The organism is Micromonospora sp. URMC 103 (assembly GCF_051386435.1).
GTDB lineage: Bacteria > Actinomycetota > Actinomycetes > Mycobacteriales > Micromonosporaceae > Micromonospora.
Genome location: NZ_JBPQTR010000003.1, coordinates 231,937 through 258,804 on the forward strand (window position 1 = coordinate 231,937; position 26,868 = coordinate 258,804).

At 73.5% G+C, this 26,868-nt stretch carries 28 protein-coding genes, 3 tRNA genes and 1 pseudogene; 13 read left to right on the forward strand and 19 right to left on the reverse strand.

Translation table 11 applies throughout. From position 1 onward, the window contains the following. The first annotated feature begins 49 nt into the window (after positions 1–49). The 6 genes from idi (at position 50) to ACSNOA_RS01450 (ending at position 2,972) form a co-directional block, all read left to right on the forward strand. Positions 50–658 carry an isopentenyl-diphosphate Delta-isomerase gene (gene idi, locus ACSNOA_RS01425; protein WP_436655398.1) on the forward strand — a complete coding sequence of 203 codons (609 nt, stop codon included), beginning with the start codon at positions 50–52 and terminating at the stop codon, positions 656–658. Continuing rightward, positions 648–1,592 carry a MerR family transcriptional regulator gene (locus tag ACSNOA_RS01430; protein ID WP_436655400.1) on the forward strand — a complete coding sequence of 315 codons (945 nt, stop codon included), beginning with the start codon at positions 648–650 and terminating at the stop codon, positions 1,590–1,592. The genes idi and ACSNOA_RS01430 overlap by 11 nt, the downstream gene beginning before the upstream one ends. A gap of 78 nt (positions 1,593–1,670) precedes the next feature. Then, positions 1,671–2,465, forward strand: coding sequence for a polysaccharide deacetylase family protein (locus ACSNOA_RS01435; protein WP_436655402.1), 795 nt, complete (start codon positions 1,671–1,673; stop codon positions 2,463–2,465). A gap of 154 nt (positions 2,466–2,619) precedes the next feature. Continuing rightward, a tRNA-Glu gene (locus ACSNOA_RS01440) sits at positions 2,620–2,692 on the forward strand. A 31-nt stretch (positions 2,693–2,723) separates the two neighbouring features. Continuing rightward, positions 2,724–2,797 (forward strand) — tRNA-Asp (locus ACSNOA_RS01445). Between the two features lie 101 nt (positions 2,798–2,898). Then, positions 2,899–2,972: transfer RNA gene (locus ACSNOA_RS01450), tRNA-Phe, on the forward strand. Positions 2,973–3,141: 169 nt separating this feature from the next. Here the strand turns inward: ACSNOA_RS01450 and ACSNOA_RS01455 are convergent. The 4 genes from ACSNOA_RS01455 to ACSNOA_RS01470 all read right to left on the reverse strand — a co-directional run bounded on the left by ACSNOA_RS01455 (position 3,142) and on the right by ACSNOA_RS01470 (position 5,469). After that, complete coding sequence (locus ACSNOA_RS01455; protein WP_436655404.1) at positions 3,142–3,426, reverse strand: hypothetical protein; 285 nt, start codon at positions 3,424–3,426, stop codon at positions 3,142–3,144. A gap of 82 nt (positions 3,427–3,508) precedes the next feature. Beyond that, entirely contained in the window at positions 3,509–3,787 is a 279-nt protein-coding gene (locus ACSNOA_RS01460) for a hypothetical protein (RefSeq protein ID WP_436655406.1), read from the reverse strand. Positions 3,788–3,807: 20 nt separating this feature from the next. Then, positions 3,808–4,410, reverse strand: a complete 603-nt coding sequence (locus ACSNOA_RS01465; RefSeq protein ID WP_436655408.1) for a hypothetical protein — start codon at positions 4,408–4,410, stop codon at positions 3,808–3,810. A 132-nt stretch (positions 4,411–4,542) separates the two neighbouring features. After that, on the reverse strand, positions 4,543–5,469 hold the full coding sequence (locus ACSNOA_RS01470; protein WP_436655410.1) for a hypothetical protein: 927 nt from the start codon (positions 5,467–5,469) through the stop codon (positions 4,543–4,545). Positions 5,470–5,904: 435 nt separating this feature from the next. Between ACSNOA_RS01470 and ACSNOA_RS01475 the strand changes: the two genes are divergently transcribed. Continuing rightward, a complete protein-coding gene (locus tag ACSNOA_RS01475; RefSeq protein WP_436655412.1) occupies positions 5,905–6,429 on the forward strand; it encodes an SRPBCC family protein in 525 nt (174 codons plus the stop codon). Between the two features lie 52 nt (positions 6,430–6,481). Here ACSNOA_RS01475 and ACSNOA_RS01480 read toward each other — a convergent pair whose 3' ends face one another. Together ACSNOA_RS01480 and ACSNOA_RS01485 are read right to left on the reverse strand one after the other, a co-directional pair. Then, a complete protein-coding gene (locus tag ACSNOA_RS01480; protein WP_436655414.1) occupies positions 6,482–7,189 on the reverse strand; it encodes a DUF2786 domain-containing protein in 708 nt (235 codons plus the stop codon). Between the two features lie 42 nt (positions 7,190–7,231). Continuing rightward, positions 7,232–7,618, reverse strand: a complete 387-nt coding sequence (locus tag ACSNOA_RS01485) for a hypothetical protein (protein WP_436655416.1) — start codon at positions 7,616–7,618, stop codon at positions 7,232–7,234. 166 nt (positions 7,619–7,784) lie between these two features. On the opposite strand from ACSNOA_RS01485, the gene ACSNOA_RS01490 reads away from it, so the two are divergent. Continuing rightward, positions 7,785–9,134, forward strand: a complete 1,350-nt coding sequence (locus ACSNOA_RS01490) for an ABC transporter substrate-binding protein (RefSeq protein WP_436655418.1) — start codon at positions 7,785–7,787, stop codon at positions 9,132–9,134. A 78-nt stretch (positions 9,135–9,212) separates the two neighbouring features. Here the strand turns inward: ACSNOA_RS01490 and ACSNOA_RS01495 are convergent, their stop codons facing one another. Together ACSNOA_RS01495 and ACSNOA_RS01500 are read right to left on the reverse strand one after the other, a co-directional pair. Then, complete coding sequence (locus ACSNOA_RS01495; RefSeq protein WP_436655420.1) at positions 9,213–9,956, reverse strand: enoyl-CoA hydratase/isomerase family protein; 744 nt, start codon at positions 9,954–9,956, stop codon at positions 9,213–9,215. Then, the gene (locus ACSNOA_RS01500) at positions 9,953–10,810 is read right to left on the reverse strand and encodes a 3-hydroxyacyl-CoA dehydrogenase family protein (RefSeq protein WP_436655422.1); all 858 of its coding nucleotides are present in this window, start codon (positions 10,808–10,810) and stop codon (positions 9,953–9,955) included. Before ACSNOA_RS01500 ends, ACSNOA_RS01495 begins: the two co-directional genes overlap by 4 nt. Before the next feature lie 165 nt (positions 10,811–10,975). Here ACSNOA_RS01500 and ACSNOA_RS01505 point away from each other — a divergent pair, with 165 nt between their 5' ends. After that, positions 10,976–11,263, forward strand: coding sequence for a hypothetical protein (locus ACSNOA_RS01505; protein WP_436655424.1), 288 nt, complete (start codon positions 10,976–10,978; stop codon positions 11,261–11,263). A 189-nt stretch (positions 11,264–11,452) separates the two neighbouring features. After that, positions 11,453–11,842: a PPOX class F420-dependent oxidoreductase gene (locus ACSNOA_RS01510; protein WP_436655426.1), complete on the forward strand. Its 390-nt coding sequence runs from the start codon at positions 11,453–11,455 to the stop codon at positions 11,840–11,842. A gap of 60 nt (positions 11,843–11,902) precedes the next feature. Here ACSNOA_RS01510 and ACSNOA_RS01515 read toward each other — a convergent pair whose 3' ends face one another. Both ACSNOA_RS01515 and ACSNOA_RS01520 read right to left on the reverse strand, forming a co-directional pair. Beyond that, positions 11,903–12,112 (reverse strand): BldC family transcriptional regulator, encoded by a 210-nt coding sequence (locus ACSNOA_RS01515; protein ID WP_007073996.1) that lies wholly within the window; start codon positions 12,110–12,112, stop codon positions 11,903–11,905. A 251-nt stretch (positions 12,113–12,363) separates the two neighbouring features. After that, a complete protein-coding gene (locus ACSNOA_RS01520) occupies positions 12,364–13,203 on the reverse strand; it encodes a hypothetical protein (protein WP_436655429.1) in 840 nt (279 codons plus the stop codon). A 172-nt stretch (positions 13,204–13,375) separates the two neighbouring features. On the opposite strand from ACSNOA_RS01520, the gene ACSNOA_RS01525 reads away from it, so the two are divergent. Together ACSNOA_RS01525 and ACSNOA_RS01530 are read left to right on the forward strand one after the other, a co-directional pair. Beyond that, positions 13,376–14,458 (forward strand): Glu/Leu/Phe/Val family dehydrogenase, encoded by a 1,083-nt coding sequence (locus ACSNOA_RS01525; protein WP_436655431.1) that lies wholly within the window; start codon positions 13,376–13,378, stop codon positions 14,456–14,458. 305 nt (positions 14,459–14,763) lie between these two features. Further along, positions 14,764–14,979 (forward strand): DUF3073 domain-containing protein, encoded by a 216-nt coding sequence (locus ACSNOA_RS01530; protein WP_120779080.1) that lies wholly within the window; start codon positions 14,764–14,766, stop codon positions 14,977–14,979. Between the two features lie 135 nt (positions 14,980–15,114). Here ACSNOA_RS01530 and amcA read toward each other — a convergent pair whose 3' ends face one another. The 5 genes from amcA to ACSNOA_RS01555 all read right to left on the reverse strand — a co-directional run bounded on the left by amcA (position 15,115) and on the right by ACSNOA_RS01555 (position 19,835). After that, positions 15,115–15,351 carry a multiple cyclophane-containing RiPP AmcA gene (gene amcA, locus ACSNOA_RS01535; protein WP_436655433.1) on the reverse strand — a complete coding sequence of 79 codons (237 nt, stop codon included), beginning with the start codon at positions 15,349–15,351 and terminating at the stop codon, positions 15,115–15,117. Further along, on the reverse strand, positions 15,320–16,423 hold the full coding sequence (amcB, locus tag ACSNOA_RS01540; protein ID WP_436656180.1) for a cyclophane-forming radical SAM peptide maturase AmcB: 1,104 nt from the start codon (positions 16,421–16,423) through the stop codon (positions 15,320–15,322). The genes amcA and amcB overlap by 32 nt, the downstream gene beginning before the upstream one ends. A 130-nt stretch (positions 16,424–16,553) precedes the next feature. Next, a complete protein-coding gene (purM, locus tag ACSNOA_RS01545) occupies positions 16,554–17,708 on the reverse strand; it encodes a phosphoribosylformylglycinamidine cyclo-ligase (RefSeq protein ID WP_436655435.1) in 1,155 nt (384 codons plus the stop codon). A gap of 63 nt (positions 17,709–17,771) precedes the next feature. After that, positions 17,772–19,313, reverse strand: coding sequence for an amidophosphoribosyltransferase (gene purF, locus ACSNOA_RS01550; protein ID WP_436655437.1), 1,542 nt, complete (start codon positions 19,311–19,313; stop codon positions 17,772–17,774). A gap of 168 nt (positions 19,314–19,481) precedes the next feature. Next, a complete protein-coding gene (locus ACSNOA_RS01555) occupies positions 19,482–19,835 on the reverse strand; it encodes a sterol carrier family protein (RefSeq protein WP_436655439.1) in 354 nt (117 codons plus the stop codon). Between the two features lie 127 nt (positions 19,836–19,962). Between ACSNOA_RS01555 and ACSNOA_RS01560 the strand changes: the two are divergent. Beyond that, positions 19,963–22,012: pseudogene (locus tag ACSNOA_RS01560) on the forward strand (carboxypeptidase-like regulatory domain-containing protein). Positions 22,013–22,208: 196 nt separating this feature from the next. Here the strand turns inward: ACSNOA_RS01560 and ACSNOA_RS01565 are convergent. From ACSNOA_RS01565 to purS, 4 genes are all read right to left on the reverse strand, one after another. Then, entirely contained in the window at positions 22,209–22,964 is a 756-nt protein-coding gene (locus ACSNOA_RS01565) for a 2-phosphosulfolactate phosphatase (RefSeq protein WP_436655441.1), read from the reverse strand. Positions 22,965–22,968: 4 nt separating this feature from the next. Then, positions 22,969–25,692, reverse strand: coding sequence for a phosphoribosylformylglycinamidine synthase subunit PurL (gene purL / locus ACSNOA_RS01570; RefSeq protein WP_436655443.1), 2,724 nt, complete (start codon positions 25,690–25,692; stop codon positions 22,969–22,971). 79 nt (positions 25,693–25,771) lie between these two features. Continuing rightward, positions 25,772–26,455, reverse strand: coding sequence for a phosphoribosylformylglycinamidine synthase subunit PurQ (purQ, locus tag ACSNOA_RS01575; RefSeq protein ID WP_436655445.1), 684 nt, complete (start codon positions 26,453–26,455; stop codon positions 25,772–25,774). After that, on the reverse strand, positions 26,452–26,715 hold the full coding sequence (gene purS, locus ACSNOA_RS01580; protein ID WP_436655448.1) for a phosphoribosylformylglycinamidine synthase subunit PurS: 264 nt from the start codon (positions 26,713–26,715) through the stop codon (positions 26,452–26,454). Before purS ends, purQ begins: the two co-directional genes overlap by 4 nt. Positions 26,716–26,868 lie beyond the last annotated feature (153 nt).

Below are 26,868 nucleotides of genomic sequence, written 5' to 3' on the forward strand. Positions count from 1 at the left end.
ACAGCGCGGTCGGGCCTCATGCCGGCGCCGACCGGAGGGAGGTGCCGGCATGAGCGAGCGTGAGGCGCATCTGGTGGAACTGGTCGACGACGCGGGGCGGCCCTGCGGCGAGACCACCGTCGCGGCCGCCCACCAGCCGCCGGGCCGGCTGCACCGGGCCTTCTCCGTCATGCTGGTCGACCCGGACGGCCAGGTGCTCCTCCAGCGCCGGGCCGCCGTGAAGACCCGCTTCCCGCTGCGCTGGGCCAACTCCTGCTGCGGCCACCCGCTGCCCGGCGAGTCGCTCGACGAGGCGGCCAACCGCCGGCTGCGCGAGGAGCTCGGCGCCGGTCCGGTCGAGCTGACCGAGGTCGGTGTGTACGTCTACTACGCCGAGGACCCGGCGACCGGCCGCGTGGAGTTCGAGTACGACCACGTCCTGCGGGGCGAGTTCCGGCCCGGCGCGCCACTCCTGCCCGACCCCACCGAGGTGGCCGAGCTGCGCTGGGCCGATCCGGCCGCCCTCGAAACCGACCTCGACGCCGACCCGCGGGCGTACGCGCCCTGGCTCGGGGGCGTGGTGAACCGCCTGCTGCACCCCACCGGTCCGGCCCGCTCCGCCGCGGTCCCGTCGGGCGCACCGACCGACGACGCGCCGGAGCGGTCGGGTGGCCGATGAGGCGCTGAGCGCGGGCGCGGTGGCCCGCCGGCTCGGGGTCGCGGTCACCACGCTGCGCACCTGGCACCAGCGCTACGGGCTCGGGCCCAGCCAGCACGAACCGGGCCAGCACCGCCGCTACACGCCGGCCGACCTGGCCCGGCTGGAAATCATGCGCCGGCTCACCGCCGAGGGAGTCAGCCCCGCCGAAGCGGCTCGCTGGGCCCGCCAGGCCCCCAATTCGGTACGCGCCGAGGAGATCCGCGCCACGCGCCTGGCCCGCCTCCGGGACGGAGGCGGCACGACCATCCCGGTCGGCCGGGCCGGACCGGCCGCCCGGGGGCTGGCCCGCGCCGCCATGCGGCTGGACTCCGGGGCGATCAGCGAAACCATCGCCCGTACCCTCGCCCGCGACGGGGTCGTCGCCACCTGGGACGCGCTGATCCGGCCGGTGCTGGCCGGCATCGGCGAACGGCACGCCGCCACGGCCGGCCTCGTCGAGGTGGAGCACCTCGTGTCCCGCTGCGTCTCCGAGGCGCTGTCGGCCGTCAGCCGCGCCGCCGCACCGGACGGGCCCCAGCGGATCCTGCTGTCCTGCGCGGACGAGGAGCAGCACACCCTGCCGCTGGAGGCGCTCGCCGCCGCACTCGCCGAGGCGGGAATCGGCTACCGGATGCTCGGTGCCCGGGTACCCCTTCCGGCACTGCTGGAGGCGGTCAACCGCACCGGCCCCGCCGCCGTGGTCCTGTGGTCGCACACCCCGGCCACCGCCGACCCGGCCCACCTGGACGCGCTGCTCGCCGCGCCCCGCCGACCGCTGCTGGTGCTCGCCGCCGGCCCGGGCTGGGCGGGGCGGACCCTGCCACCCGGAGTGGTCCGCCCCGCACAGCTCGCCGAGACGGTCGCCCTGGTGACGGCCGTACGCGACTCCCTGGAGGCGGCCCCCGAGCGGTGACCCGGGGGTGTCGAACCGGGCGACGGTCCACTAGCGTCTGATGGTCCGCGTACCCCGACCCCCTTCGGGAGCGAACAGATGAAAGCGCGCGTCGCGCTGGCGTACGCCCTGGGCCTGGTCCTCACCCTCGCCGGTTGCGCCCACCCGGTCCGGGCCGTCGTCGCCGCTGGCCATCCGACCCCGGCCACCTCCGCGCCGTCGCCCAGCCCCAAACCGCCGGCCGCGCCGAAACCGAGCCGGACCACGCCGACGAAGCCCCCGCTGCGCCCCAAGCCGACCACGTTGCCCGCCGGCCTGCGCCGCACCACCGGCGTACGCCCGGTGGCACTGACCTTCGACGACGGTCCCAGCCCGGCCTGGACGCCGAAGATCCTCGACCGGCTGCGGGCGGCCCACGTGACCGCCACGTTCTGCCTCGTGGGGTCCGAGGTCCGGCGCCACCCGGAGCTGGTCCGGCGGATCGTCCGCGAGGGGCACCAGCTCTGCAACCACAGCTGGCGGCACGACCTCGACCTGGGCCGGCGGCCCGTCAACGAGATCCGCGCCGACCTGGCCCGCACGAACAAGGCCATCCAGGCGGCCGCCCCCGGCGCGGCGATCGCCTTCTACCGGCAACCGGGCGGGCAGTGGACGCCCGAGGTGGTGGCGGTCGCCAAGGACCTCGGCATGCGTCCGCTGCACTGGAGCGTCGACCCGCAGGACTGGGACAAGCCGCCCGCGGGCACGATCACGAAGCGGGTGCTGAAGGCCGTCCGGCCCGGCGCCATCGTGCTGCTGCACGACGGAGGCGGTGACCGGGCTGCGACCTTCGCCGCCTGCCCCGGCGTGATCGCCGACCTGAAGCGGCGCTTCGGCATCGTGCGCCTCCGCTAGCCCCGCCGTGAGCTGCGGTTTCGCGGCTCGGCACCGATCGAGGCATACCGGTTTGGTCGACCGCCGGGGCATCACGTATGCTTTCCAAGCCTCCGGCGGGGCCGGATGGGAGCAAGTCCGCTTGACGTTGCAGATGTGCAATGATGGCGGGGCCGCCCTCATCGTCTAGCGGCCCAGGACGCCGCCCTTTCAAGGCGGTAGCACGGGTTCGAATCCCGTTGGGGGCACGACCGGCGCAAGCCGGAGCAACACCAGCTAGGTCCTGTGGAGCAGTCGGAGTGCTCGCCGCCCTGTCAAGGCGGAGGTCGCGGGTTCAAGTCCCGTCAGGACCGCAGCGCTGACGCCGCGCGATTTCTGCGCGGCGTTCTGCGTATCGGACCGGCGCCCTGCCGACGGATCATCCGCCGGGCGGGTAGCATGGTCCGAGCGACCAGGCCAGGTAGCTCAGTTGGTACGAGCGTCCGACTGAAAATCGGAAGGTCGGCGGTTCGACCCCGCCCCTGGCCACATAGCCTTTCGCCGGGCTACAGAGATCCCCACCAGCGGAAACGCCGGTGGGGATCTTGCTTTTGGCGCCTCTGCCGCAGCGGTCGCCCGTGCCGTGGTCGACCACTCCCGGCCGCCGGACCGCGCAGTCGCGGCTCTTCCGGTACGACGCCGGCGGGAGCAGCCCGCCTCATCTCTCCTGTCGCCAGACCTCGGTGACTCCTTCGGGACTGCCCATGGGCCGGACGGTACCGCCGGGCTGACCGGACGGGCTGACGTCACCCGTCGCCCCGGGCCCGGCAGGCCCGGCGCTCTTGCGGCGCCGCATCACCGCGGCGCCGGCCACGCCCGCCCCGAGCAGCGCCGCCATCAGCGGCCATCGGAGGCCACGCCGGCTCTTGACCGGTTGCTTCTTCGGAGTACGACGACGGGCCGCGGCCTCTTGCGTCTTCTGGAGGATCGTCTGCGCTCTCATTTCCTCATTGTCGGCACCCGCACCCGGCCCGGACCGCGAAATCGAAGCCTGGACATGACCTCCCGCTCCCGAGCCGCCGGCACTATTCCGCCAGGTATCCGGTCGCCGGGTCGATCTGGGCGAGGAAACCGCGGATCGCCTCCTCCATCTCGGCGCGGCTCAGCGGGGCGTCGCCAGACCTGCTCAGCCCGAAGCCGTAGTCGTGCGGCCCGGTGAGCCAGTCGAAGTCGTACGTGCCCGGGTGCCCGGCGCGCGCCCGGACCCGGAAGTCCTGCCCGTCGAGCGTCAGCAGGACCGGATCACCCTCGTAGCGAATCCGCAGGTGCTCGGGCACGCGGCCCGGCCGCGGCTCGGACGACATGGCCGCCCCCTCTCCCGCGCCTAGATCTGCCGGAGCCAGGCTACGACGAAGAGCCCCATGGCGGCGCAGATCACCAGTGCGGACGGAACGGCCCACCGCGGCAAACGCTCGCCGTCGAGGGCGGCCGTGAACCGCTGGTGCAGAGCGGCGACGGCGATCAGCAGGGCCAGCCCGGCCGCAGCGATGGGCACGCCCACGAGGAAGTGCACCACCCAGGCGCCGACACGGGTCGGCCCGCCCCAGGCGGTGTCGTACGGGCCGGGGACCACCAGGCCGTAGAGGGCCCCGCGCAGCACCAGCAGCAGTTGGACGCCGAGCGGTGGCAGCGCCGCCACGCCGAGCAGCACGCTCAGCACGCCGTGACCGGCGACCGCGAGAAGGCCCGCCCGGCGCGGGGCCTCGACGGGTGGCAGGCCCAGGACCCGGGTGCGCAGCGCACGCCACATCGCGACGGCGGTGTGCGACCGGCCCACCAGCACGGCCGCCAGCGCCGCGAGGGCGACGGGCAGCAGCAGGGCGCCGTAGGCCAGGCTGCGGCCGGTCAGCGACGCGAGGCGGCGGACCCGGCCCCGGGCCGGGGTCTCGCGTACGGCTGCGGAGCGGGACTTCGATACGACGGACACGGCTCTCTCCCTGACGGTCGACTCGGGTTACGCCGTGACCGTACGAAGACGTCGATCGACCGGTCGTCACGCTGGAGAGCCACCTTTTCCGTACCCCACCGGTACGACGCCGCGGGCGCCTCTCCGCTCGGCCTACCCCTTCGACTGCGGACCGTGCTGGGCCATCCCGGCCCGGATCGCGTCCCACACGCTCCGGCCCGCCTGCCGCAGCGCCTCCCCGGCCTGCCCGGCGAGGTCCACCGGGCTGGGCGTCGGCCCACCACCACCCGGCTGCTGGCCGGGCTGGGGCTGACCGGGTTGGCCCTGGCCCGACGGCTGGCCCTGACCCGGCTGGCCCTGACCCGAGCGCTGGCCCTGCCCCGACGGTTGCCCCGGGCCGGCCTGGCCCGGGCCCTGCTGACCCTGGCCACCGCCGCCCGGCCCCTGACCCGGCTGGCCCGGACCGGGCTGAGCCTGGCCCGACGGTTGCCCCTGGCCCGACGGTTGCCCCTGGCCGGCCTGGCCCTGCCCCTGGCCGGGCTGCCCCGCACCGCCCCGTCCGCCCGGATGCCCGCCCTGCTGTGCCGCCTCCTGCCGGCCACCGCTCTTGGCGATCGGCCCCTCTCCGGTCCACTCGGCCCGCGCGCTGATCGAGCCGATCTCGCGCCCGAGCCGGTCCACCATGTTGCCGAGCCGTTCGCTGCTGCCGGTCACCTGCTGGGCGGCCCGGCCGGCGTCACCCACCGCGCCCTGAACGTTCCGGGCCACGGATTCGATGATCTGCGGGTTCTGGTCGAGGGTGTCCAGCGCCCGGTCGAGGATCTCTACGAGCCGTTCCAGCCGCACCTTGAGCAGCACCTCGGCCCGTACGCCCGTGATGTCCAGTTCGACGGCGTCGAGACGTACGCGCACGCCCGCGTCCAACTGAAGCAGGTTCGCCAGTCGCGCCCGGAGGGAGAGGTCGGCGTCCAGCCCGTCGACGGCCAGCCGGAGGGACTCGACACGCAGCTCGGGCACGTCGAGCATGACGTCCGGCTCACCCGGCCGGTCTCCCTCGGCCGGCCACCGGCCCCCGCGCACGTGCCGCTCCGGCGCGTTGTCCCGGCCGCGCGGCGGCCCACCCTGCGGAGGCCCACCGTGCGGAGGCCCGCCCTGCGGAGGCCCGCCGTGTGAACCCCCACCGTTCGGCGCCTGGCCGTGTTGAGCCCCGCCCTCCCGGTCCTGACCGGGCTGTTCCAGGCCCTGGCCCGGCCGATCGTGCTGGTTCGACGCGCTTCCGCTGCTCATGTCCCCGCTCCCGGCTCGGCTGCCCGGCTTCGCACCGGCCCACGACCGGGCGCGCTTACCCGATTCCCCCCGCCCCATCCCTTGATCGATGTCCGGCTCGTCGACACCGGGAACAGGCGACCCGAGCTCCGACGCCGGACCCCGCGCTCGGGCGGGTCGGACGGCTGTCCGGAACCGGGCACCTCGCCCGGCTGCACATCGAGGCATCAGCCGGTATGGTCCGGGCCTATGGGACAGGAGATGGCGGATCCGGCCGACATCCGGCAGGACGTCGAGAAGTTCTCCCTGCGGTGCAGCCTCCTCGTCTCCGCCCCCACCGACCGGGCCTTCGCGGTCTTCACCGGGGCACTGACCGACTGGTGGGTGCCGGAGTACACATGGTCCGGGCCGGAGGCGCTCGCCGAGTTGGGCATGGAGCCGCGGGCGGGCGGGATGCTCTACGAGATCGGCCCGTACGGCTTCCGTGCCGACTGGGGCCGCGTGCTCACCTGGGACCCACCCCGCCGGCTGGTCTTCACCTGGCAGATCGGCCCCGACCGGGTGCCCGTGCCGAACCCGGCCCGGGCGAGCGAGGTCGAGGTCGTCTTCCTTCCCGAGGCTTCCGAGCAGACCCGGGTCGACCTGGAACACCGCCACTTCGACCGGCACGGCGACGCCGCCGAGGGCTATCGGCAGGCCCTCACCGCCGGCTGGCACGAACTCCTCTCCCGCTACGTGGCGACGCTCGACGGCTACCACCCGCCGCTGAGCTGACCGCAAACCAGAGCCCCGGGCCGGAGGCCACGCACCCGCCGAAGCCGGAGCCTCAGCGCCCGATGCCGCGCTCCGGGCCCGACCTCGTGTCGACCACCCGACCGCCCAGGTCCGCTCGCCGTCCCGCGTCGGCGCCGGAAGCGAACCCGGTGCCGGCGAGTCGCCGCCGGGGTGCCGTCCGCAGGCGCGGATAGACCTCGGCGAGCCGCCGCTGCACCCGGTCGGAACGATCCGCCAGCACGAGGCCGACGCCAGGCTTCCCCGAGCCGCTCACCGCCTCCGCCTCGGCGGTGCGCAGTCGCGCCCCGATGACCTGCGCGAAACCGGCCAGCCAGGAGCGACGGAAGGCGCCCGGCTGCTCGCCGGGCGGGACCGGCGTACCGGCCAGCCCGTGCGCCGCCTGCACGAGCAGGGAGGTGAAGAGCACGTCGACCCGTTCGAGGTCGCTCGCGAAGCCGAACAGGTGCATCGCGAAGCCGCTGCCGTGCTGGCGGCGTACGCAGCGGCAGCGCATCGGGTCGGCCACCGCGGCGAGCAGACCCGCCTTGTCCCGGGCGTACGGGGCGACCACCTCGACCACCCGGTCGCCGACCGGGTCGGTGGCCGGGTCGCGGGCGGCGAGCAGCGCCCGGTCCACGCCGTAACGGGCGATCAGCTCGGTGGCCTTGGCCGTGAACGCCGCCGACTCGGCGGGGGTGCAGGCCGGGTCCTCCGCCTGGGCCAGCAGCTTGCGGACCTTGCTGAGCATGGCCTGGGACATGCCACCAGAGCTATCACACGCGACCGGCGCGCGGCTGGGGCGTCACCCGCGGCGGCTGCGCAGCGTGGCGATCGTCGAGCCGGCCAGGGTGAGCAGGCAGTCGGGGAGCTGGCCGTCGGCCGCCGCCGCGCCGAACAGCGCCTGCCCGGTGTCGGCGTCGCGGTTGGCGTACGCGCTGACGAACCGCGCCACCCACCGGGCGTCGTAGCCCGCCTCCTCGATGCCGGGAAAGTCGAGGGCGCACGAGCCCGGGGCCGGGTCCCCCACCATGGTGGCGGCGAGACACCAGGCCACCCCGTACGCGCCGGCGAGGCCCGACCGGTCGACCACCTCGTCGAACCTGCCGACCACGGCGTCACCGTCCCCGGCCAGGGCCGAGCGGAGCACGGCGGTCGCGTCGTCGAATGTCTGCTGTGGCAGGTCCGTCACGCACCGCACAGTAGGCGGACCGGTCAAGCGTCGATTTCCGACGGGCACGGCCACCACGCAGCGTGACGGATGCGGGCGACCTGCGGAGTGAGCAGGCTCCACGGTCCCGCGCCCGGCGGCGGCACGCTATCGTGCGCAGCGGACCTTCGCCGATGGAAGGACGACCATGCTCGAATCACGCGGCTCGCGGATGGCCACACTGGCCGCCTGCGCCACGTTCCTGCTCGCCACCAGCGCCTGCGGGACTGACAAGCCCGAGGAGGCGACCGCCCAACAGGCGCGCCTCTACGGGACCGACGGCAACATGCTCAACTCCTTCCCCGCGGAGTTGAAGGATCGCGCCGACCTCGTCGACGGCATGAAGGGCACGACGCCGCTGACGCCGCTGCCCGAGGACTTCAAGAATCGGCTACGGTCCGTCGATGCGAAGCTGACCGACTACCTGTACGCGGCGGAGACGTACGACGCCGTCGCCATCAGCGCGCTCGCCGCGCAACTGGCGGGCAACACCCAGCCCGCGGCGATCGCCAAGCAGATCGTCGGCGTGACCAACGGCGGGCAGCGCTGCGAGGACATCGCCACCTGCCTCACCCTGGCGCGGAACGGGCAGGACATCGAGTACCGCAGTGTCTCGCTGACCCGCGCCGGCTTCACCGACGCCGGCGAGCCGGCCACCGCGAGCTACGCGACCCTGCATTTCGACGGCCAGCAGCTCAACGACGGCAAGACCGAGTTCGTGGGCGCCGGCGACGAGTCCGCCGCGAGCACGAAGACCCCGCCGAAGGGGCGGAAGCAGCCCACCGGCGCCGCCGACCGCGAGGACGGCTCGCCGCTGATCATCGGCGGCCTGCTGCCCAAGACCGGTGACCTGGCCCTCGCGTACCCGCCGATGGCGGCCGGCGCCGCGCTCGCCATCAAGGAGATCAACGCGGCCGGCGGCGTCCTCGGCGACCCGGTGACCTGGGTCGACGGCGACGACGGCACCAGCCCCGCGGTGGCGAAGGCAACCGTCGCGCGGCAGGTCGACGGCGGGGTGGACGTCATCATCGGCGCCGCCAGCTCGGGCATCTCCCTCGCGGTGCTGCCCGACGTCGTGAAGGCGGGCCGGATCCTCTTCTCCCCGTCGAACACCGACGACGGCCTCACCACGGCCGACGACAAGGGCCTCTACTTCCGCACCGCCCCGCCGGACAGCCTCCAGGGCCGGGCGCTGGCCGACGTGATCCTCCGCGACGGCTCGCAGCGGATCGCGATCGTGGCGCGCAAGGACTCCTACGGCGAGGGCCTCCAGGCCGTGGTGAAGGGCGAGCTGGAGAAGGCCGGCATCACGGCCGACCGGCTCAAGCTGCTGACCTACGACCCGCCGGAGGGTCCGTCGGACCCGCCTGTCGACTTCGGCGACGGCGCCAAGGAGATCAAGGACTTCGGCGCGGACGCCGTCCTGGTGATCGGCTTCGCCGAGTCGGCCCAGGTGATCCGGGCGCTCGCGGAGGCCGGCGTGGAGATCCGCCACTGACCCAGCGCCGCTGCCAGCGACGGAAACGGCCGCACCGGGACACCGGTGCGGCCGTTTCCGTCCGCGGCGCCGCCCGGGTCAGCGGTTGCGCCGCCGGTCGAGGAACTCGGTCATCCGGCGGCGCTTCTCCTCGTCCTCGAAGAGCACCGCCTGGCTGACCAGGTCGAGGTGAGGGTGGGCGGCCGCCGGGGCGTCCACGGCGAGCTTGGTCAGCCGCAGAGCGAGGGCCGAGCCCTTGGCCATCTCGTCGAGCAGGCCGTGCGCGGTCGGCAGTAGGTCGCCCGGCTCGGCCACCACCCGGTTGACGAGCCCGATCCGCAGCGCCTCGGCGGCGTCCACCCGCCGGCCCGTGAACAGCAGCTCCTTGGCGCGGGCCTCGCCGACGAGCGCGGGAAGCCGGTGGGTCGCGCCGGCGCCGGCCAGGATGCCCAGCCGCACCTCGGGCTGGCCGAACACCGCGCGCTCCGTGCAGACCCGCAGGTCGCAGGCGTACGCCAGCTCGGCGCCACCGCCGAGCGCCGGGCCGTCGACGGCGGCGACGCTGGGCATGGGGAGCGCCCGGATCCGCGCGAACGCGGCCGAGTTGATGGCGGCGAGGGCGTCCAGGCGACCCCGCTCGCGGAGCTGACCGATGTCGGCGCCACCCGCGAAGATGCCGTCCGCCCCGCCGGTGAGCAGCAGCAGGCGGGGCCGGGCCTCCAGCTCCGCGCAGACCGCGTGCAGCTCGGCGACCAGGTCGGCGTCGATGGCGTTGCGCTTCTCCGGCCGGTCCAGCGTGACCACGAGCCGGTCCGGGTGCTCCTCGACCCGCAGTCCGCTCACGACCGCACCCCGTCCGTCCAGGTGTAGAAGCCCTGCCCGGACTTCTTGCCGAGCCGGCCGGCGGCCACCATCTCCTCGAGCAGCGGCGGCGGCGCGAAACGCTCGCCGTACGCGGCCTGGAGGGTACGGGCGATGTCGAGCCGGACGTCCAGTCCCACGAGGTCGGTCAGCTCCAGCGGCCCCACCGGGTGCCGGTAGCCCAGCACCATGGCCTTGTCGATGTCGGCGGGGCTGGCCACCCCGTCGGCGACCATCCGGATCGCCTCCAGTCCGAGCGTGACGCCGAGCCGGGAGGTGGCGAAGCCCGGCATGTCGCGTACGACGACGGGGTCCTTGCCGAGACGGGCCGCGAGCGCGACGGCCGCCGTGGTGGTCTCCTCGGCGGTGGCCGGGCCCACCACGATCTCGAGCAGCGCCATCGCCCACACGGGGTTGAAGAAGTGCAGCCCGAGGAAGCGCTCGGGCCGCGCCAGGCCGGCCGCCAGCTCGCCGATCGGGATGCTGGACGTGTTGCTGCCCAGCATCGTCGGGCCCAGCGCCTCGGCCTCGCGCAGCACCGCGCGCTTGAGGTCGAGCCGCTCCGGCACCGCCTCCACCACGACGTCGGGCCCCGCGGCGACGTCGGTCAGCGCAGCGCGGAGCGTCACCCGCTCCCGGCTGGCCGCGGCCTCGTCGGCGGTCAGTTTGCCGCGGCCCACCGCCCGGTCCCACAGCTCGCCCAGCCGCGTCAGCGCCGCGGCGCCCCGCTCCGGGTCGACCTCCACCAGTTCGACGGCGTGCCCGCTGCCCGCCGCCACGTACGCGATGCCGAGCCCCATCGTGCCGGCCCCGACCACGACGAACCGATCGCTCACCACGCCTCCCCGCTGCGCCCGGCCGCGACGCGGGGGTCACCCGCGCCCGACGGTCCGCTCCACTCGCTCATGGTGCGACCCTAAGAGCCGCCACGGCGGCACCACGCGTGGGGGCGCGGCGGATCGGGTACAGACGGCGGTCAACCGAGGGAAGGACCAGTCGACATGAGCCAGGCACCGGAGAGCGTCTCGGAGGCGGAGACGGTGGAGACCCGCGGCGACGAGCGGATCGACCTGCTGCGCGCGGACACCAACAACGACGGCCGGACCGACGTGTGGGTGGTGGACACCGACGGCGACGGCAAGGCCGACCTGTTCCAGTTCGACACCGACCACGACGGCAAGGTGGACGTCACGATGGTCGACCTCGACGAGGACGGGACGCCCGACGAGGTGGTCGACGGCGACGGCGGTATGCCCCCCGAGCAGCTTCCGCCGACCGTTCAGGTCTGAGAGCGGCGCTCCCACGGGAACGGGAGTGTTCGACCCGGCGCGGGGCCTCCACATCGACCCCGCGCCGCGGCGCTGCGCCGCCGCGAAACGTTGCCGCAGGTCAACCGCCGGAGACGCCGTCCGCGCCACGCCGGTGCGGGGTTTGCGCTACTGGCCGGTCAGTCAGCCCCGCGGCCGTATCCTGGCGGCGTGGCCGCGCTGGACCGCCTGTCGGCGGAGAAGTACATCCTGCTGACGACCTTCCGTAGGGACGGTCGGGCGGTTTCGACGCCCGTGTGGGCGGTCCGCGACGGTGACGGGCTGGCGGTCTGGACGGCTGCCGACTCGGGCAAGGTGAAGCGGATCCGCAACAACGGCGAGGTGACCGTCGCGCCCTGCGACGTCCGCGGCCGCCCGCACGGTGCGGCGCTGCCCGCCCGCGCGTCGCTGTACGACCTGGCGGGCAGCCGCCGGATCCGGGGGCTCATCAAACACAAGTACCGGGTGTTCGGTCGTCTCACCCTGCTGGGGAGCCGGTTGCGGCGGGGCGAGGGCGGCACGGTCGGCATCCGGATCACGCTGACGGAGGGGCGGACATGAAATCAGGGCGGCGGGCCGAAGCCCACCGCCCTGATTTCCGGAAAAACGTGGTGCCGGCTTTCAGTCCCCCTGGCGCTGCTGGGGGATCTGCCCCTGCAGCAGGGCCCTGACCTCCGACTCGCGGTACCGGCGGTGACCACCGAGGGTGCGGATGGCGGACAGCTTGCCCGCCTTGGCCCACCGGGTCACCGTCTTCGGGTCGACACGGAACATCGACGCCACCTCGGCCGGCGTGAGTAGCGGCTCTGGTTCGTGCGTTCGCGATGCCATCGGTCACTCCTCCACATGTATAGACATCGGCCGGGGTCCCGCCGGCCGACGCGTCTCCCATGGTCCGGCTAGTCCCCGATGTCCGACATGGGCCGAACGGCCGAACGTCCCTAGACGGACGGATGAACCATGCCCGATTTATGCGACTTTTACACGGCAGAAAGTACCTTATTCGGACTCATGATCACGGTTCGTGAAGCGTCGACTACGAGCACTCCTCGGCTTGGGAGCGCTCGATCGGGCGGAATGTCCTAGTTGCAGCGTTCCAGCAACTGCACGGCCCGCCACCGCGCCACGAGCTTGTCGTACGCGGCCGACGCCTCCTCGGCCTCCCCGTTGGACAGCCCCGCCAGGCCCGTCGCCACCAGCTCGGGCGAGTCGTCCGCGGCGAGCGTCTCGTCAGGCAGCAGCTCCACCAGGCCCCCGTAGTCGAGTTCGACCACCGACCGCGGGTGGAACTCCTCGAGCCAGCGCGCGGCCTCCTCGACGGCCTCCGTGATCGGCGCCTCGCCGACCGACTTGCGCAGCACCGCGAGCGCCCGGGAGGAGCGCCGCCGGGCCTTCGAGATCTCCGTTCGGTAGCGCAACGCCCGCCGCCCCGGCCGGGTGACCAGATCCCGCTCCTCCGGGTCGAAGAGGACGAACCAGCGCAGCGGGACGCCCCACGTGGCGATCTGCTCGTGCAGCCGGGGAACGCCGTGCTCCAGGACCCGGGCGCCGCTGCGCCAGTCGTCGACGACCGCCTTGGCCTGGCCGGCGAGCACCGGGGGCACGAAGGCGTCGGCGAGCACCGAGGGCACGCCGTCCCGGGCGCTCAACGCCGCCTCGGCCACCCGGATCCGCAGGTTCCACGGGCAGACCAGCAGCGTGTCGTCCGTCTCCAGGACGTACGCCTCCTCCGGCAGGTCCGGCAGGCGCGTCCAGCCGGCGCCGAGCGCCTCGATCACCGCCGTCCGCTGCCGGCCCGGCCCCTCCATCGGAGCGACCGCCCGCCCCTCCGACACGTAGCGCCGCCAGTACGACTGGCGCTCCCGGTCGAAGGCGGTCAGCGGCTCGTACACGCGCAGGTATGAAGCGAAGAGCGACGGCACGGCGCGATCCTCCCACGAAACGCCGGCCCGTCGCCGCCAGCGCCCGCCACCACGCGTGCCGGGGTCGGCGGCCTCCCGGCGGCCGATACTAGGCTCGACGTCACCGGCAGCATCCCCGCCGGCGTCCGTCAGGCCTCGTCCCACAAGGACACACCGACACCAGGAGCCAGCCATGGGCGTATTCGCCAGCACCGACGACCCCGGATCGACCGGCCACGAACAGGTCGTCTTCTGCCAGGACAAGCAGACCGGTCTGAAGGCGATCATCGGGATCTACTCCACCGCGCTGGGCCCGGCGCTCGGCGGCACCCGCTTCTACCCGTACGACAGCGAGGAGGCGGCGCTCGCCGACGTGCTCGACCTGTCCCGGGGCATGGCGTACAAGAACGCTCTCGCGGGGCTGGACCTGGGCGGCGGCAAGGCGGTCATCTGGGGCGACCCGGAGCAGATCAAGACCGAGGCGCTGCTGCGCGCGTACGGCCGCTTCGTGGAGTCGCTGTCGGGCCGCTACTACACGGCCTGCGACGTCGGCACCTACGTGGCGGACATGGACGTGATCGCCCGGGAGACCAGCTACGTCACCGGCCGCAGCGTGGAGCACGGCGGCGCGGGCGACTCCTCGATCCTGACCGCCTGGGGTGTGTTTCAGGGCATGCGGGCCGCCGCCGAGCACGTCTGGGGCGTGCCGACGCTGCACGGCCGGCGGGTCGGTGTGGCCGGGCTGGGCAAGGTCGGCAAGTACCTGGTGGCGCACCTGCTCGACGACGGCGCCGAGGTCGTGGCCACGGACGTCGACCCGCGGGCGCTGGAGTGGGCGCGTACGACCCACCCGCAGGTCTCCCTGGTCGACGACGTCGCCCTGCTGGTCGGCTCGGACATCGACGTGTACGCCCCCTGCGCCCTCGGTGGCGCCCTGAACGACGACAGCGTGCCCGCGCTGCGGGCGAAGGTGGTGGCCGGCGCGGCCAACAACCAGCTCGCGCACCCCGGCATCGAGAAGCTGCTGGCCGACCGGGGCATCCTCTACGCGCCCGACTACGTGGTGAACGCCGGTGGCGTGATCCAGGTCGCGGACGAGATCGAGGGCTTCAACTTCGAGCGGGCGAAGCTGCGCGCCACCAAGATCTACGACACGACCCGCGAGATCCTCCAGCTCGCCGACGCCGAGGGCGTCCCGCCGGCGGTGGCCGCCGACCGGCTGGCCGAGCGGCGGATGGCCGACGTCGGCCGCCTGCGCACCATCCACCTGCGCTGATCCGGCACCCCGGGAGCGGTCCGCGCGGATCCGCTCCCGGGCCCGCCCGCCGGGTCGACGGGCCGTTAAGCTGGAGATGGGATCAGTTCGTGCCGTTTCGCCCGGTGTCACGGGTGCTCACGGTTCCGCTCCTTACCCGGTACACTGGGTGACGGCCAGACCACCGCGACGCGCGGTGGCGGCCGACGGTAACCCGAGGTGCCGAACGATGGCATCCCCATGTACCGTAAGAGCCACGAGAGATGCCTGACGTCATCGGGGCCCGCCTTCGGGCTGCCCCGCATTCTGTGCGAGGGGGTCGAGCCATGGGGCGCGGCCGTGCTAAGGCCAAGCAGACAAAGGTGGCCCGGGAGTTGAAGTACCACTCCCCGAACACCGACCTCGCCGCCTTGCAGCGAGAACTCGGCGGAGGCGGCAAGTCGAGCCACGACTTCGACGACGACTACAAAGAGTATGTCGACGACGATGACGAGGACCACGCGGACGACGACCCGGACACCTGGGTCCGTCCCACCCGCTGACCCCGGTCACATCTGAGCACGCGGTGAGTCCCGCGTGCTCACGCATGTGCCCGCCGGGAGTGGCCTACCGACCGACGGTCAGGGGCCCTGCCGGGCGCCACGCGCCGCAGGACCCCTGACCCCGGTGCCGCACCGTCAGCGCGGCCGATTGTTCCAGTTGTAGAACGTCGGAATGTTCTCGAAGTGGTTCCAGGCGCACACCGCGCCCTCGCCATTTCCGCCCGCGACCTCCGCCCGGCGCTGGCGCGCGGCCTCGGCCTCGCGCAGCAGAGCGAGAAGCCCCGGGGCGGCGTCCCGCACCCGCTCGGCGACCGCGGCCGGCGCGATGCCTTCCGTGCGCTCAGGCTGCCGGTGACTCGTGGTCTCGGGCATGCTCCAACACTCCCTCCAATAGGCGGATCTTGCTGTTGCGGCAGTGCTCGGTTTCCGTACCGTCGAAACGCCCCAACTCGAAGTAGCGGTTGGCGGCGTGACCACCCCCGCAGAAGCCGAAGTACGGGCAGGTCGCCCGGCACGCCTCGACCCCGGCCAGGAACTCGCCCACCCAGCCCGTCCGCGCCGCCCCGGCCAGGATCTCGGCCAGCGGCGACTCCAGCACGTTGCCGCTGCTGAAGTCGCCGTACCGGGGATCGGTGAAGCCGGCCAGCTCCGGCGAGAGCACGGTGACCGAGCCGTCGTGCCCGATCGTGGGGATCGGGTCGAGCTGCCGGGGCAGCACGTCGTCCGCCACGTCGTCGAGGACCGCCGCGGCGTACCGCAACGACCACTCGACCTCCCGCAGATGGATCCGGGGATCCCGCCGCCACGCCGCCACGAGCTCGGCCCAGAAGGCCGTCACGTCGGCCGGAGCGTGGGCGTTGTCGCGGGTGTTGACCCCCTCGGTCTCCTCGATGTTGACCCCGAGCACGTCGCACCCCAGGTCGAGGAAGTAGTCGTACAGCTCGGCCGCGAGCCCGGGCCGCGGCCGGGACACCACGGCGAGAGCGGAGAACGGCAACTCGCGCCGGCGCAGCGCGGCGACGCCGCGGACGATCCGGTCGTACGCCGGACGCCCAGCCCGCGTGACCCGGTCACCGTTGCGGTCCCGCGGCCCGTCCACGCTCACGCTCACCCGCATCCGGTGCTCGGCGAAGAAGTCGCACCACGCGTCGTCGATGAGCGTCGCGTTGGTCTGCACGTGGTGCTCGACCTCGGGCGCGAACGGCGCCATCAGGGCGGCCAGGTGCTCCCGGCCGGCCGCGAGCGGCTCACCGCCGTGCCACACCACCGAGAACCGCCCCGACGCCGCCCAGGTGTTCACCGAGGCGGCCACCGCCTCCGCCACCGCCACCGGCATCCGCCGGTCCGCGGCCCGCAACGGCAGATAGCAGTACGCACAGTCGAGGTTGCAGAGGGTGGTGGGCTGCATCACGACGTACGACGGAACCGCGGCCACGCCACGCATCCCGCTGAACGACTGTCCCCGAGCAGCCATTGCCCTCCCTTGCCGCGCCTGAGGGTGCCCTTCAGGCTAGGCGGCTTCGGCTACTCGGGTGAACCCCCGATCAGGTGCTCGTACGATCAGCGCAGCGTGATCAGCCGCGGGTGTGCTGGCCGATCATCTGAACGTTCCCCGAACCCTCGATGATCTCGCCGGCCTGCCACGCCTCGACACCCCGGCCGGTGAGCGTGGCCAGCGCGCGGTCCGCGTCCTCCGCCGAGACGATGGCGAACATGCCGACGCCCATGTTGAACGTCGCCTCCATCTCCGGGTCCTCGATCCGGCCCTTGGACTGGATGAGGTCGAAGACCGGCTGCGGCCGCCAGGTGGACCGGTTGACCACGGCGTCGACGTGCTCGGGCAGGACCCGCACGAGGTTGCCGGGAATGCCGCCGCCGGTGACGTGGGCCAGCGCCCGCACCTCGGCCTCGGCGATCAGCTTGAGGCAGTCCTGCGCGTAGATCTTCGTCGGCGTGAGCAGCTCCTCACCGAGGGTGCGCTGCCGGCCGAAGTCGTCGATCACCACGTCGAGCCGCATGCGCCCCGCGCCGAGCAGCACGTGCCGGACCAGCGAGTAGCCGTTGGAGTGCAGGCCCGAGGAGCGCATGGCGATCACCACGTCGCCGATCTCGACCCGCTCCGGGCTGAGGATCTCGCTCTCCTCGACCACGCCGACGCCGGTCGCCGAGATGTCGTACTCGTCGGGGCGCAGCACACCCGGGTGCTCGGCCGTCTCGCCACCGAGCAGCGCGCAGCCGGCGTACCGGCAGCCGTCCGCGATGCCCGCGCCGATCTCGGCCACCTTGTCCGGCACGACCTCGCCCGTGGCGATGTAGTCGAGCAGGAACAGCGGCTCCGCGCCACACGCCACCAGGTCGTCGACGACCATGGCGACCAGGTCGATGCCGACCGTGTCGTGGATGTCCATCTGCTGCGCGATCACCAGCTTGGTGCCGACGCCGTCGGTCGAGGACGCGAGGATCGGGTTCTTGTACTTCTGCGTGTCCAGCCGGAACAGGCCGGCGAAGCCGCCCAGGTCGCCGAGCACCTCCGGGCGCCGGGTCTGCCGCACCTTCGACTTGAGCAGCTCGACGGCGCGGTCGCCCGCCTCGATGGACACCCCGGCGTCGGCGTACGAGACCGAGCGTTTGCGCGCCTGGCGACTGGTGCCGGCCGTCCAGGGCTGGCGGTCACCGCCGGCGCCGGTCGGGCTGGATCCTGCGCCGCTGCGCTCGGACACGTGCGTCACGGTACTCCCCTTTGTGGTTCTCGGGTGCGGCGCCGGAGGTGACCGGGCCGCCCCGGGGCGGTGCTACGGGCGGTGGACGGTCGCGCCGCCCGAAGTGGCGACGAGTGGGAGGGTGGGGCGCTCCGGGGCCTCCGGGCCGCTGGTGGCGACCCGCCGGCCCACCCCCTCGAGCACGTGCTTGCCGATCAGGTTGCCCGCCGGCAGCTCGATGGGGTACTCCCCATCGAAGCACGCGCGGCAGAGCCGGGTCTTCGGCTGCTCGGTCGCGGCGATCAGGCCGGACAGCGAGACGTAGCCCAGCGTGTCGGCGCCGATCGAGCGCCGGACGCCCTCGTTGTCGAGCCCGTTGGCCAGCAGTTCCGCCCGGGTGGCGAAGTCGATGCCGTAGAAGCACGGCCACTTGACCGGCGGCGACGAGATCCGGACGTGCACCTCGAGGGCGCCCGCCTCGCGCAGCATCCGCACGATGGCCCGCTGGGTGTTGCCGCGCACGATCGAGTCGTCCACGACGACGAGCCGCTTGCCGCGCACGTTCTCCCGCAGCGGGTTGAGCTTCAGCCGGATGCCGAGCTGGCGCAGCGTCTGCGACGGCTGGATGAAGGTGCGGCCGACGTACGGGTTCTTCATGAGCCCGGCGCCGTAGGTGATCCCGGACTCCTCCGCGTAGCCGATCGCCGCCGGGGTGCCGGACTCGGGCACCGGGATGACCAGGTCGGCCTCGACGGGGTGCTCCTTGGCCAGCTGGCGGCCGATCTGCACGCGGGCCGCGTGGACGTTGCGGCCGGCGATCGTGGCGTCCGGCCGGGCGATGTAGACGTACTCGAAAAGGCAGCCCTTGGGCTCCGGCACGACGAACCGGGTGGAGCGCAGCCCGTCCTCGTCGATGGCGATGAGCTCGCCCGGCTCGACCTCGCGGACCACGCTCGCGCCCACGATGTCGAGGGCGGCGGTCTCGCTCGCGACGACCCACCCGCGCTCGAGCCGGCCGAGCACCAGCGGGCGTACGCCGTGGGCGTCCCGCGCCGCGTAGAGCGTCGACTCGTCCATGAAGACGAAACTGAACGCGCCGCGCAGCTGCGGCAGCACCTCCAGCGCGGCCGCCTCCACGGAGAGATCCGGCCGGCTGGCCAGCAGCATGGTCACGAGCGAGGTGTCGTTGGTCGCCCCGTCGGTCGCCAACCCGCGCTCGGCGACCTCGCGCTGGAGGTCGGCCGTGTTGACGAGATTGCCGTTGTGGGCGAGCGCGATGGTCGTGCCGGCGCTCGTGGACCGGAGGGTCGGCTGGGCGTTCTCCCAGGTCGAGCCGCCGGTCGTCGAGTAGCGCGTGTGCCCGATGGCCACGTGCCCGCGCAGGCTGGCGAGGGTGGGCTCGTCGAAGACCTGGGCGACCAGGCCCAGGTCCTTGTAGACCACCACGCCGGAGCCGTCGCTCACCGCGATCCCGGCGGCCTCCTGGCCCCGGTGTTGAAGTGCGTAGAGACCGAAATAGGTCAGATTGGCAACCTCTTCGCCGGGAGCCCAGACGCCGAAGACGCCGCACGCGTCCTGGGGGCCGGGTCGCTGGGGATCAAGGTCGTGGCTCAGCCGGCCGTCGCCTCGGGGCACCTGCCTGCTCCAATGCTGGGTCTGGACTGGCCGGGCGGGACCACGGGTCGGATCCACACGTCTCGGCCGGGACCACTGTTGTCGCCTCACAGTGTACGCGAATCCCCGTCAATACAGAAAGTCACGATCCGCCTGCCGGTAGTTACCGGCGAGCGGACGTCCGCCCAGCTAGAGCGGAAGATGCGCCGAGAGGTCCGCGCGGATACCACTCACCCGTACGCGACCCTGCGTGACCGCCTCCTCCCAGCCCAGGCGTCCCGAGGCCAGCGCGAGCCACGTCTGCGGGTCCATTTCCACCACATTCGGCGGGGTGCCGCGGGTGTGTCGGGGACCGGGGATGCACTGGATCGCGCCGTATGGTGGGACACGCACCTCCACCGATCGGCCGGGGGCGCGCTCCGCGAGGACGGCCAACAGCGTCCGGACCGCCTCCCGGAGGACCGGACGATCGGGCGTACGCCCCTCGTCGAGCGCCGACAACGCCGCCGCGACGGCGGCGGACTTTACGTGCGGAGAGGACACGACGGGACGATACGACCCGAGCCGGAGCGCTCCGACGCTGGCCCTGGGTCGCGCAGGGACAGCCGGACAAGGCATAGTGGCCGACGGCGTATTCGAACCGTGATTATCCCCGGCCCGGCGCCCGCCGGTGAGGGAAGTCAGCCCGGAAGGCGGTGGACGTGTCAACACACCGACGTGCCTGGAAGCAGCGGGCCGGTGTGGTCGTAGCGCTGGTTGCCGGCGCCCTGCTCGCCCTCCCCGCCACACCAGCACTGGCTGCTCCCAGCATCACCAACGTCTCGGCCTCCCCCGGCACCGTGGAAGCGGGCGGGGAGACGAGGGTCAGCTACACCCTCAAACTGGACGACCCGCCGGTCCCCGTCGACATCGACGTCAGCTCCAGCAACGGGAAGCTGCAGTGCATCGAAGGATGCTCGCAGGGAAACGTGACCGAGGGCACCTACACCGCCAAGTTCAAGGCGGCCGCCGACGCGTCGAACGGGTCCGCCCGCATCACCGTCAAGGCGAGCGGCCCCGGCCTCGGCGGGGACGCGCAGGGCTCGACGACCGTCAACATCACCGCCAAGGCGGCGCCGCCTCCCTCGCCGCAGGTGCAGACGGTGCGGTCGATCTCGGGCAAGGTCGTCGCCCAGGCGAACAGCAAGGCCGTGCCGAACGCGGTCGTGATGCTCCAGGACAGCACCGGCAAGCAGTTCAGCACCACGAGCGACGGCAGCGGCAACTTCCGCTTCACGGGCACCACCGAGAAGCCGATCGCACCCGGACGGCTCGACCTCGGCGCGAGCTACGACAACATCGTGGCCACCAAGTCGATCAACGCCAGCGCCGGGCAGTCGATCACGGGCCAGCGGATCAGCCTCGCGATCAAGGTCGAGGTGACGCCGAGCGCCACCCCGTCGGCCACCGAGGAGGCGCTCCCGAGCGAGGAGCCGACCGAGGACGAGGCCACCGAGGAGACGCCGGAGGCGACCGAGGGCGCCGCGGCGGCCAACGCGGCCAGCGAGGACTCGGGCGGCGGCTTCGGGTCGTACCTCATCATCCTGCTCGGCGGCCTGCTCGTGGCCGCCGGCGTCGGCACCATCGTGCTGCTCTGGATGAAGCGCAAGGAGAGCCCGGACGACGCCGGTGACGACTCTCCGGGTGCTGGGCCGGCCGGCGGGGCCGGCGCGGTGCCGGGGGCTCGCGGCGCGTTCCGGGGCGCCGACGACCAGACCCGCGTGGTCAACCGCGCCGGTGCCGGGCCCGACCCGACGATGGTCGGCGGCGCCGCGCTGAGCGAGGCCCCGACGATGATGCACCGCCCGGTGGTCGACGACGTTCCGCCCGACCCGTACGGCGTGCCCGCGCAGCCGTACGGCGCCGGTGGGCCGGGCGGCTGGTCCGGCGGTGGCGGCTACGGCGACGAGCCGGGCGGCTACGGGGCGGCCGGCGGCTACGGCAACTCCCCGTCCTCGGGCGGCGGCTACGGCGCCGACGGCGGGTACGGGAACGCTCCGGGCTCGGGCGGCGGCTACGGCGCCGGTGACGCCGGTTACGGCGGCGCGCCCTCCTCGGGCGGCGGTTACGGCGGCGCTCCGTCGTCGGGCGGCGGTTACGGCAGCCGCGACTACGGCGCCGGCGCCCCGGCCGGGGCGCCGGACTACCCGCCGGCCCCGGGCGGCGCGGGCTACGGCGAGCAGCGCTACGACGAGCCGACCGGCCGGTACACCGGCGACAGCACGCAGTACCCGGCGCCGGCCGACCCGTACGCCACCGGGCTCTACCAGCAGGACCAGGGTCAGGGCTACGGCCAGCCGGACCCCGGGTCGTACGGCCGGGGCGGGGAGCCGACCGGTGGCTACGGCCAGCCGGGCGGCTACGACCAGGGCGGGTACGGCCAGCCGGGCGGCTACGGCCAGGAGGCGCCCACGCAGCGCGGCGGCTACGACGACCAGGGCTACGACCAGGGCGGCTACGGTCAGCAGGGCGGCTACGGCCAGGAGCAGCCACCCACCCCCCAGCGGGGCGGTTACGGTCAGGAGCAGCCCACCCAGCGCGGCGGCTACGACGACCGTGGCTACGACCAGGGCGGGTACGGCCAGCAGGGCGGCTACGGTGACCAGGGCGGCCGGGGCCGCGACGGCGCCGGGCCGCAGCAGGACCGGGGCGGTCGCCGCCTTGACTGGCTGGACGACTGACTGAGAACCACCGCACGACCACGGAAGGGGCCGCCCGGCAAGCCGGGCGGCCCCTTCCGCATCTCACCATCGCCGGCCCGGCCGCCCCTGCGCGATGATCATGAGCTTGACGGCGGATGTGGAGATCGAAGACGCCGCAAACCATGATCAACGCTGGGAGGTGGACCGGCGGGCGACGAGTGCGGGGTGAGGGGAATCAGGCGGGGGAGAAGACGCCCTGGCGCAGCAGCGGGACCACGTCGGAGACGTCGAGGCGTACCGCGATGTCGACGTCCCCGGCGAAGCCGCCCTCGACGAGTTCCCGGCCGGAGACGCTGCCGCGGACCGCGGCGGGCACGTCGGGCGTGCTGGCCAGCGCGGCGAGCGCCATGGCCGCCTCGACGGACAACCCGCCCGGCACGCCGGCGAGGGCGTCCAGCACGCTCGCCGCGCCGAGCTGGTCCTCGACCGACGGCCGCAGCGAGCCGTCCGGCCACCGCTCGCCGGCCGCCACCACGCCGACCGGGGCGTCCGTCGAGCCGTACCCCTGATCGCGGAGCCAACGACCGACGGCGCCCGCGTTGCGCAGGCAGGCCGCCACCACCGGCAGGCCGGTGGCGCTGGCCGCGGAGCTGATGGCCGAGCCGTTGGGTGAGGGAAGGACCAGGTCGGCGACGACCGGGGCGGTGCTCAACGCCGCCGGCGACAGCGACCACGGCTGCTCCGGGCCGGTCTGCCGGCGGCCCACGGCCACGGTGGCACCGACCCGGCTCGCGTAGTCGGCGGCCTGCTCACCCCAGGGGAACGGGTGCACCCGCATCCCCCGGCTCACGGCGACCTCGACGGCGGTGGTGAACGAAAGCACGTCCACCACCACCAGCGCGGCGCAGACCCGGCCCAGTTCGGCCGCCCCGGCCAGCCCCCAGTCGAACCGGGCGCCGGAGCCGGGTTGGCCGTAGACGGCAGCTGCCAACGCCTCAGCGCTCGTCAGGCGCCGACGGCTGCTCGGTGTCACCGGACCCGGGCTCGGTCGCCCCGTCGCCTCCGGCCTGCGGAGGAGCCGCCACGTCCGGCGCCGGCTCGTCCACCGGCGTCACCGGGCCGGCGGGCGCGACCGGCGCGGCCGAGGCGATGGGCTCCGACTCGACGCTCTCCGGGTCCACGGGCGCCACCTCGGCCGCCGGCTCGTCCACCGGCAGCGGCACCGCCTCCACGGCCCCGGCCACCCCGGTCGCCGGAGCCGGCACCTCGACCAGCTCCGAACCGCCGAAGAGCCGCGGCAGGGTCGCGGTGTGCGCGGCGCGCAGCTCGTCCAGACCGATCCGGAACTGGCCGTGCACCTCGAGCGCGCCGCCGGCCGGGTCGGTGACGCCGATCAGCTCGTACGGCACGCCGTGCTCGGCGCACAGCGCCGTGAACGCCTTCTCGTGCCCCCGCGGCACCGACACCAGCGCGCGGCCGGCCGACTCGCTGAACAGGTAGACGAACGGCATCGAGCCGCCCGCGAACTGCTCCGGCACCGCGATCCGGGCACCGACGCCGCGGCGCAGGCAGGACTCGACAAGGCTCTGTGCCAGGCCACCGTCGGAGAGGTCGTGCGCCGAGCTGAGGTGGCCGACCCGGGCCGCCGCCGCGACCAGGTCGCCCAGCGCCTTCTCCCGCGCGAGGTCGACCTGCGGCGGGATGCCGCCGAGGTGCTCGTGGGTCACCCACGCCCACTCGGAGCCGGACAGCTCGACGTGGGTCTCGCCCAGCAGGAACAGCTGGTCGTGGTCGCCGTTCGGCCGCGGCACGAAGCCCATCGGCACGCGCTCGGCCACGTTGTCCAGCACGCCGAGCACGCCGACCACCGGGGTCGGGTGGATCGCCGCGGCGCCCGTCTGGTTGTAGAAGCTCACGTTGCCGCCGGTCACCGGGATGCCCAGCTCGGCGCAGCCGTCGGCGAGACCGCGTACGGCCTCGGCGAACTGCCACATGACGCCCGGATCCTCCGGCGAGCCGAAGTTGAGGCAGTTGGTGACGGCGATCGGGGTCGCGCCGGTGACGGCCACGTTCCGGTACGCCTCGGCCAGCGCCAGCTTCGTGCCGTGGTACGGGTCGAGCCGGGCGTACCGGCCGTTGCCGTCCACCGAGAGCGCCACGCCGAGCCCGGTGCGCTCGTCGATCCGGATCACGCCGGAGTCCTCCGGCTGGGCGAGCACGGTGTTGCCCAGCACGTACCGGTCGTACTGCTCGGTGACCCAGGTCTTGTCGGCCAGGTTCGGCGAGGCGATCATGCGCAGCACGGTCTCGCGCAGCGCCTCCGGATCGGCGGGACGCGGCAGCGTCTCGGCCCGGTCGGCCTGGAGCAGGATCAGGTCGGCCGGCTCGCGCATCGGGCGGGCGTAGACCGGGCCGTCGTCGACCAGCGAGCCCGGCGGCACGTCGACCACGAGGTGGTCACGCCACGTGATCACGAGCCGCCCCGGCCGGCCGTCCGGCGCGGGCGCGGTGACCTCGCCGATGGCGGTGGCCCAGACGCCCCACTTCTCGGCGGTCTTCAGCACCGCGTCGAGCTTCTCCGGCTCGACGACCAGCAGCATCCGCTCCTGCGACTCGCTGGCCAGGATCTCGTGCGGCTCCATCGAGGGCTCACGCAGCGGGACCCGCTCCAGCCAGACCCGCATGCCGGTGCCGGCCGCCGCGGCCGTCTCGGTGAGCGCGCAGGTCAGACCGGCGCCGCCCAGGTCCTGGATGCCGACGACAAGCTCGGCGTCGTACAGCTCGAGGCACGCCTCGATGAGGAGCTTCTCCATGAACGGGTCGCCGACCTGCACCGACGGGCGGCGCTGCTCGCTGCCCTCGTCGAAGGTGGCGCTCGCCAGCACGGACACGCCGCCGATGCCGTCCCGGCCGGTCTTGGCGCCCATGAGCACGACCACGTTGCCGGGGCCGGCCGCCTCCTTCTTCTGGAGCCGGTCGACCGGGAGCACGCCGAGGCAGAGCGCGTTGACCAGCGGGTTGCCCTGGTAGGTGGGGTCGAACACCACCTCGCCGCCGATGTTGGGCAGGCCGAGGCAGTTGCCGTAGCCGCCGACGCCGGCCACCACGCCGGGCAGCACCCGGGCGGTGTCGGGGTGGTCCGCGGCGCCGAAGCGCAGCGGGTCCATGACGGCGACCGGGCGGGCGCCCATCGCGAGGATGTCGCGGACGATGCCGCCCACGCCGGTGGCCGCACCCTGGTACGGCTCGACGAAGCTGGGGTGGTTGTGCGACTCGACCTTGAAGGTCACGGCGAGCTCGTCGGAGACCCGCACCACACCGGCGTTCTCGCCGATGCCGGCGAGCAGCCGGTCGCTCGGCGGCGCCTTCTCGCCGAACTGGCGCAGGTGCACCTTGCTGGACTTGTAGGAGCAGTGCTCGCTCCACATGATCGAGTACATGGCCAGTTCGGCCTGGGTGGGCCGCCGGCCGAGGATCTGCCGGATCCGGTCGTACTCGTCGTCCTTGAGGCCCAGCTCGGGGTACGGCTGGAGCTCGCCGGGCGTGCCGGCGGCGCGCGGCACGGTGTCCACGCCGTCGATCCAGGTGTCGGAGGCCGGCTCGACGGGCCGGGCCGCCTGCGCGGGAGCCGGCGTCACGGCCGCGGCCGGGCTTGGCTCCGCCGGAGCGGCCGGGAAGGCCTCCGGTGTCTCCCGTACCGGATCCGGATGGGTGGTCATGACCTCTCCTCGCTGCGCTCGCACCCGCCCGCCGGGCGGTCGAGCTGACCGATGATCCTGTCGCCGCCGGTCACCACGCTCACGCCGGCGCCCCCACCAGGTGCTTGAGGACCGAGGTGAAGAAGCCGAGGCCGTCCAGCGAGGGGCCGGTGAGTGCCTCCACCGCGTGCTCGGGGTGCGGCATGATGCCCACCACGTTCCCGGCCTCGTTGGTGATCGCGGCGATGTCGCGCTGCGAACCGTTCGGGTTGCCGCCGATGTAGCGGGCCACGACCCGGCCCTCGGCCTCGAGCTGGTCGAGCGTGGCGGGGTCGGCCACGTAGCAGCCCTCGCCGTTCTTGACCGGAATCAGCACCTCCTGGCCGGGCTGGAACGCGTTGGTCCAGGCGGTGCCGACCGTCTCGATGCGCAGGAACTGGTCCCGGTTGCGGAAGTGCAGGTGCTGGTTGCGGGTGAGCGCGCCAGGCAGCAGGTGGGCCTCGCAGAGGATCTGGAAGCCGTTGCAGATGCCGAGCACCGGCAGCCCGCCGCGGGCCGCGTCGACGATCGACTCCATCACGGGGGCGAACCGGGCGATGGCGCCGCAGCGCAGGTAGTCCCCGTACGAGAAGCCCCCGGGCAGTACGACGGCCTCGACCCCGTGCAGCGACGGGTCACCGTGCCAGAGCCGGACCGGCTCGGCGCCGGCGATCCGGACCGCCCGGGCGGCGTCCCCGTCGTCGAGCGAGCCGGGGAAGGTGACGACTCCGACCCGCGCGGTCACGACCGGGCGCCCGTGGGCTCGTCGGCCTCGACCAGGCGGACGGTGAAGTCCTCGATGACCGGGTTGGCGAGCAGCTTGTCGGCGATCTCCCGGGCGCGGTCCAGGTCCGGTTCACCGGTGAACTCGATCTCGATCCGCCTGCCGATCCGGACGGAGGCGACGTCGCTGACGCCGAGCCGCGGCAGCGCGTTTGCGACGGCCTGGCCCTGCGGATCGAGGATCTCGGGCTTGAGCATGACGTCGACGACGACGCGAGGCACTGGGCACTCCTGACTGTGTACGCAGTTGGGTGCCGACCCACATGGGGCGAGCGCAGCCAGCCTACCTGGCAGATACGGCTTCGCCCGCACCGGCCGGACCGGTTCAGACAGTGATCGACATGGACGGCACGGGGGGCCGGGCGGCCGATGCGG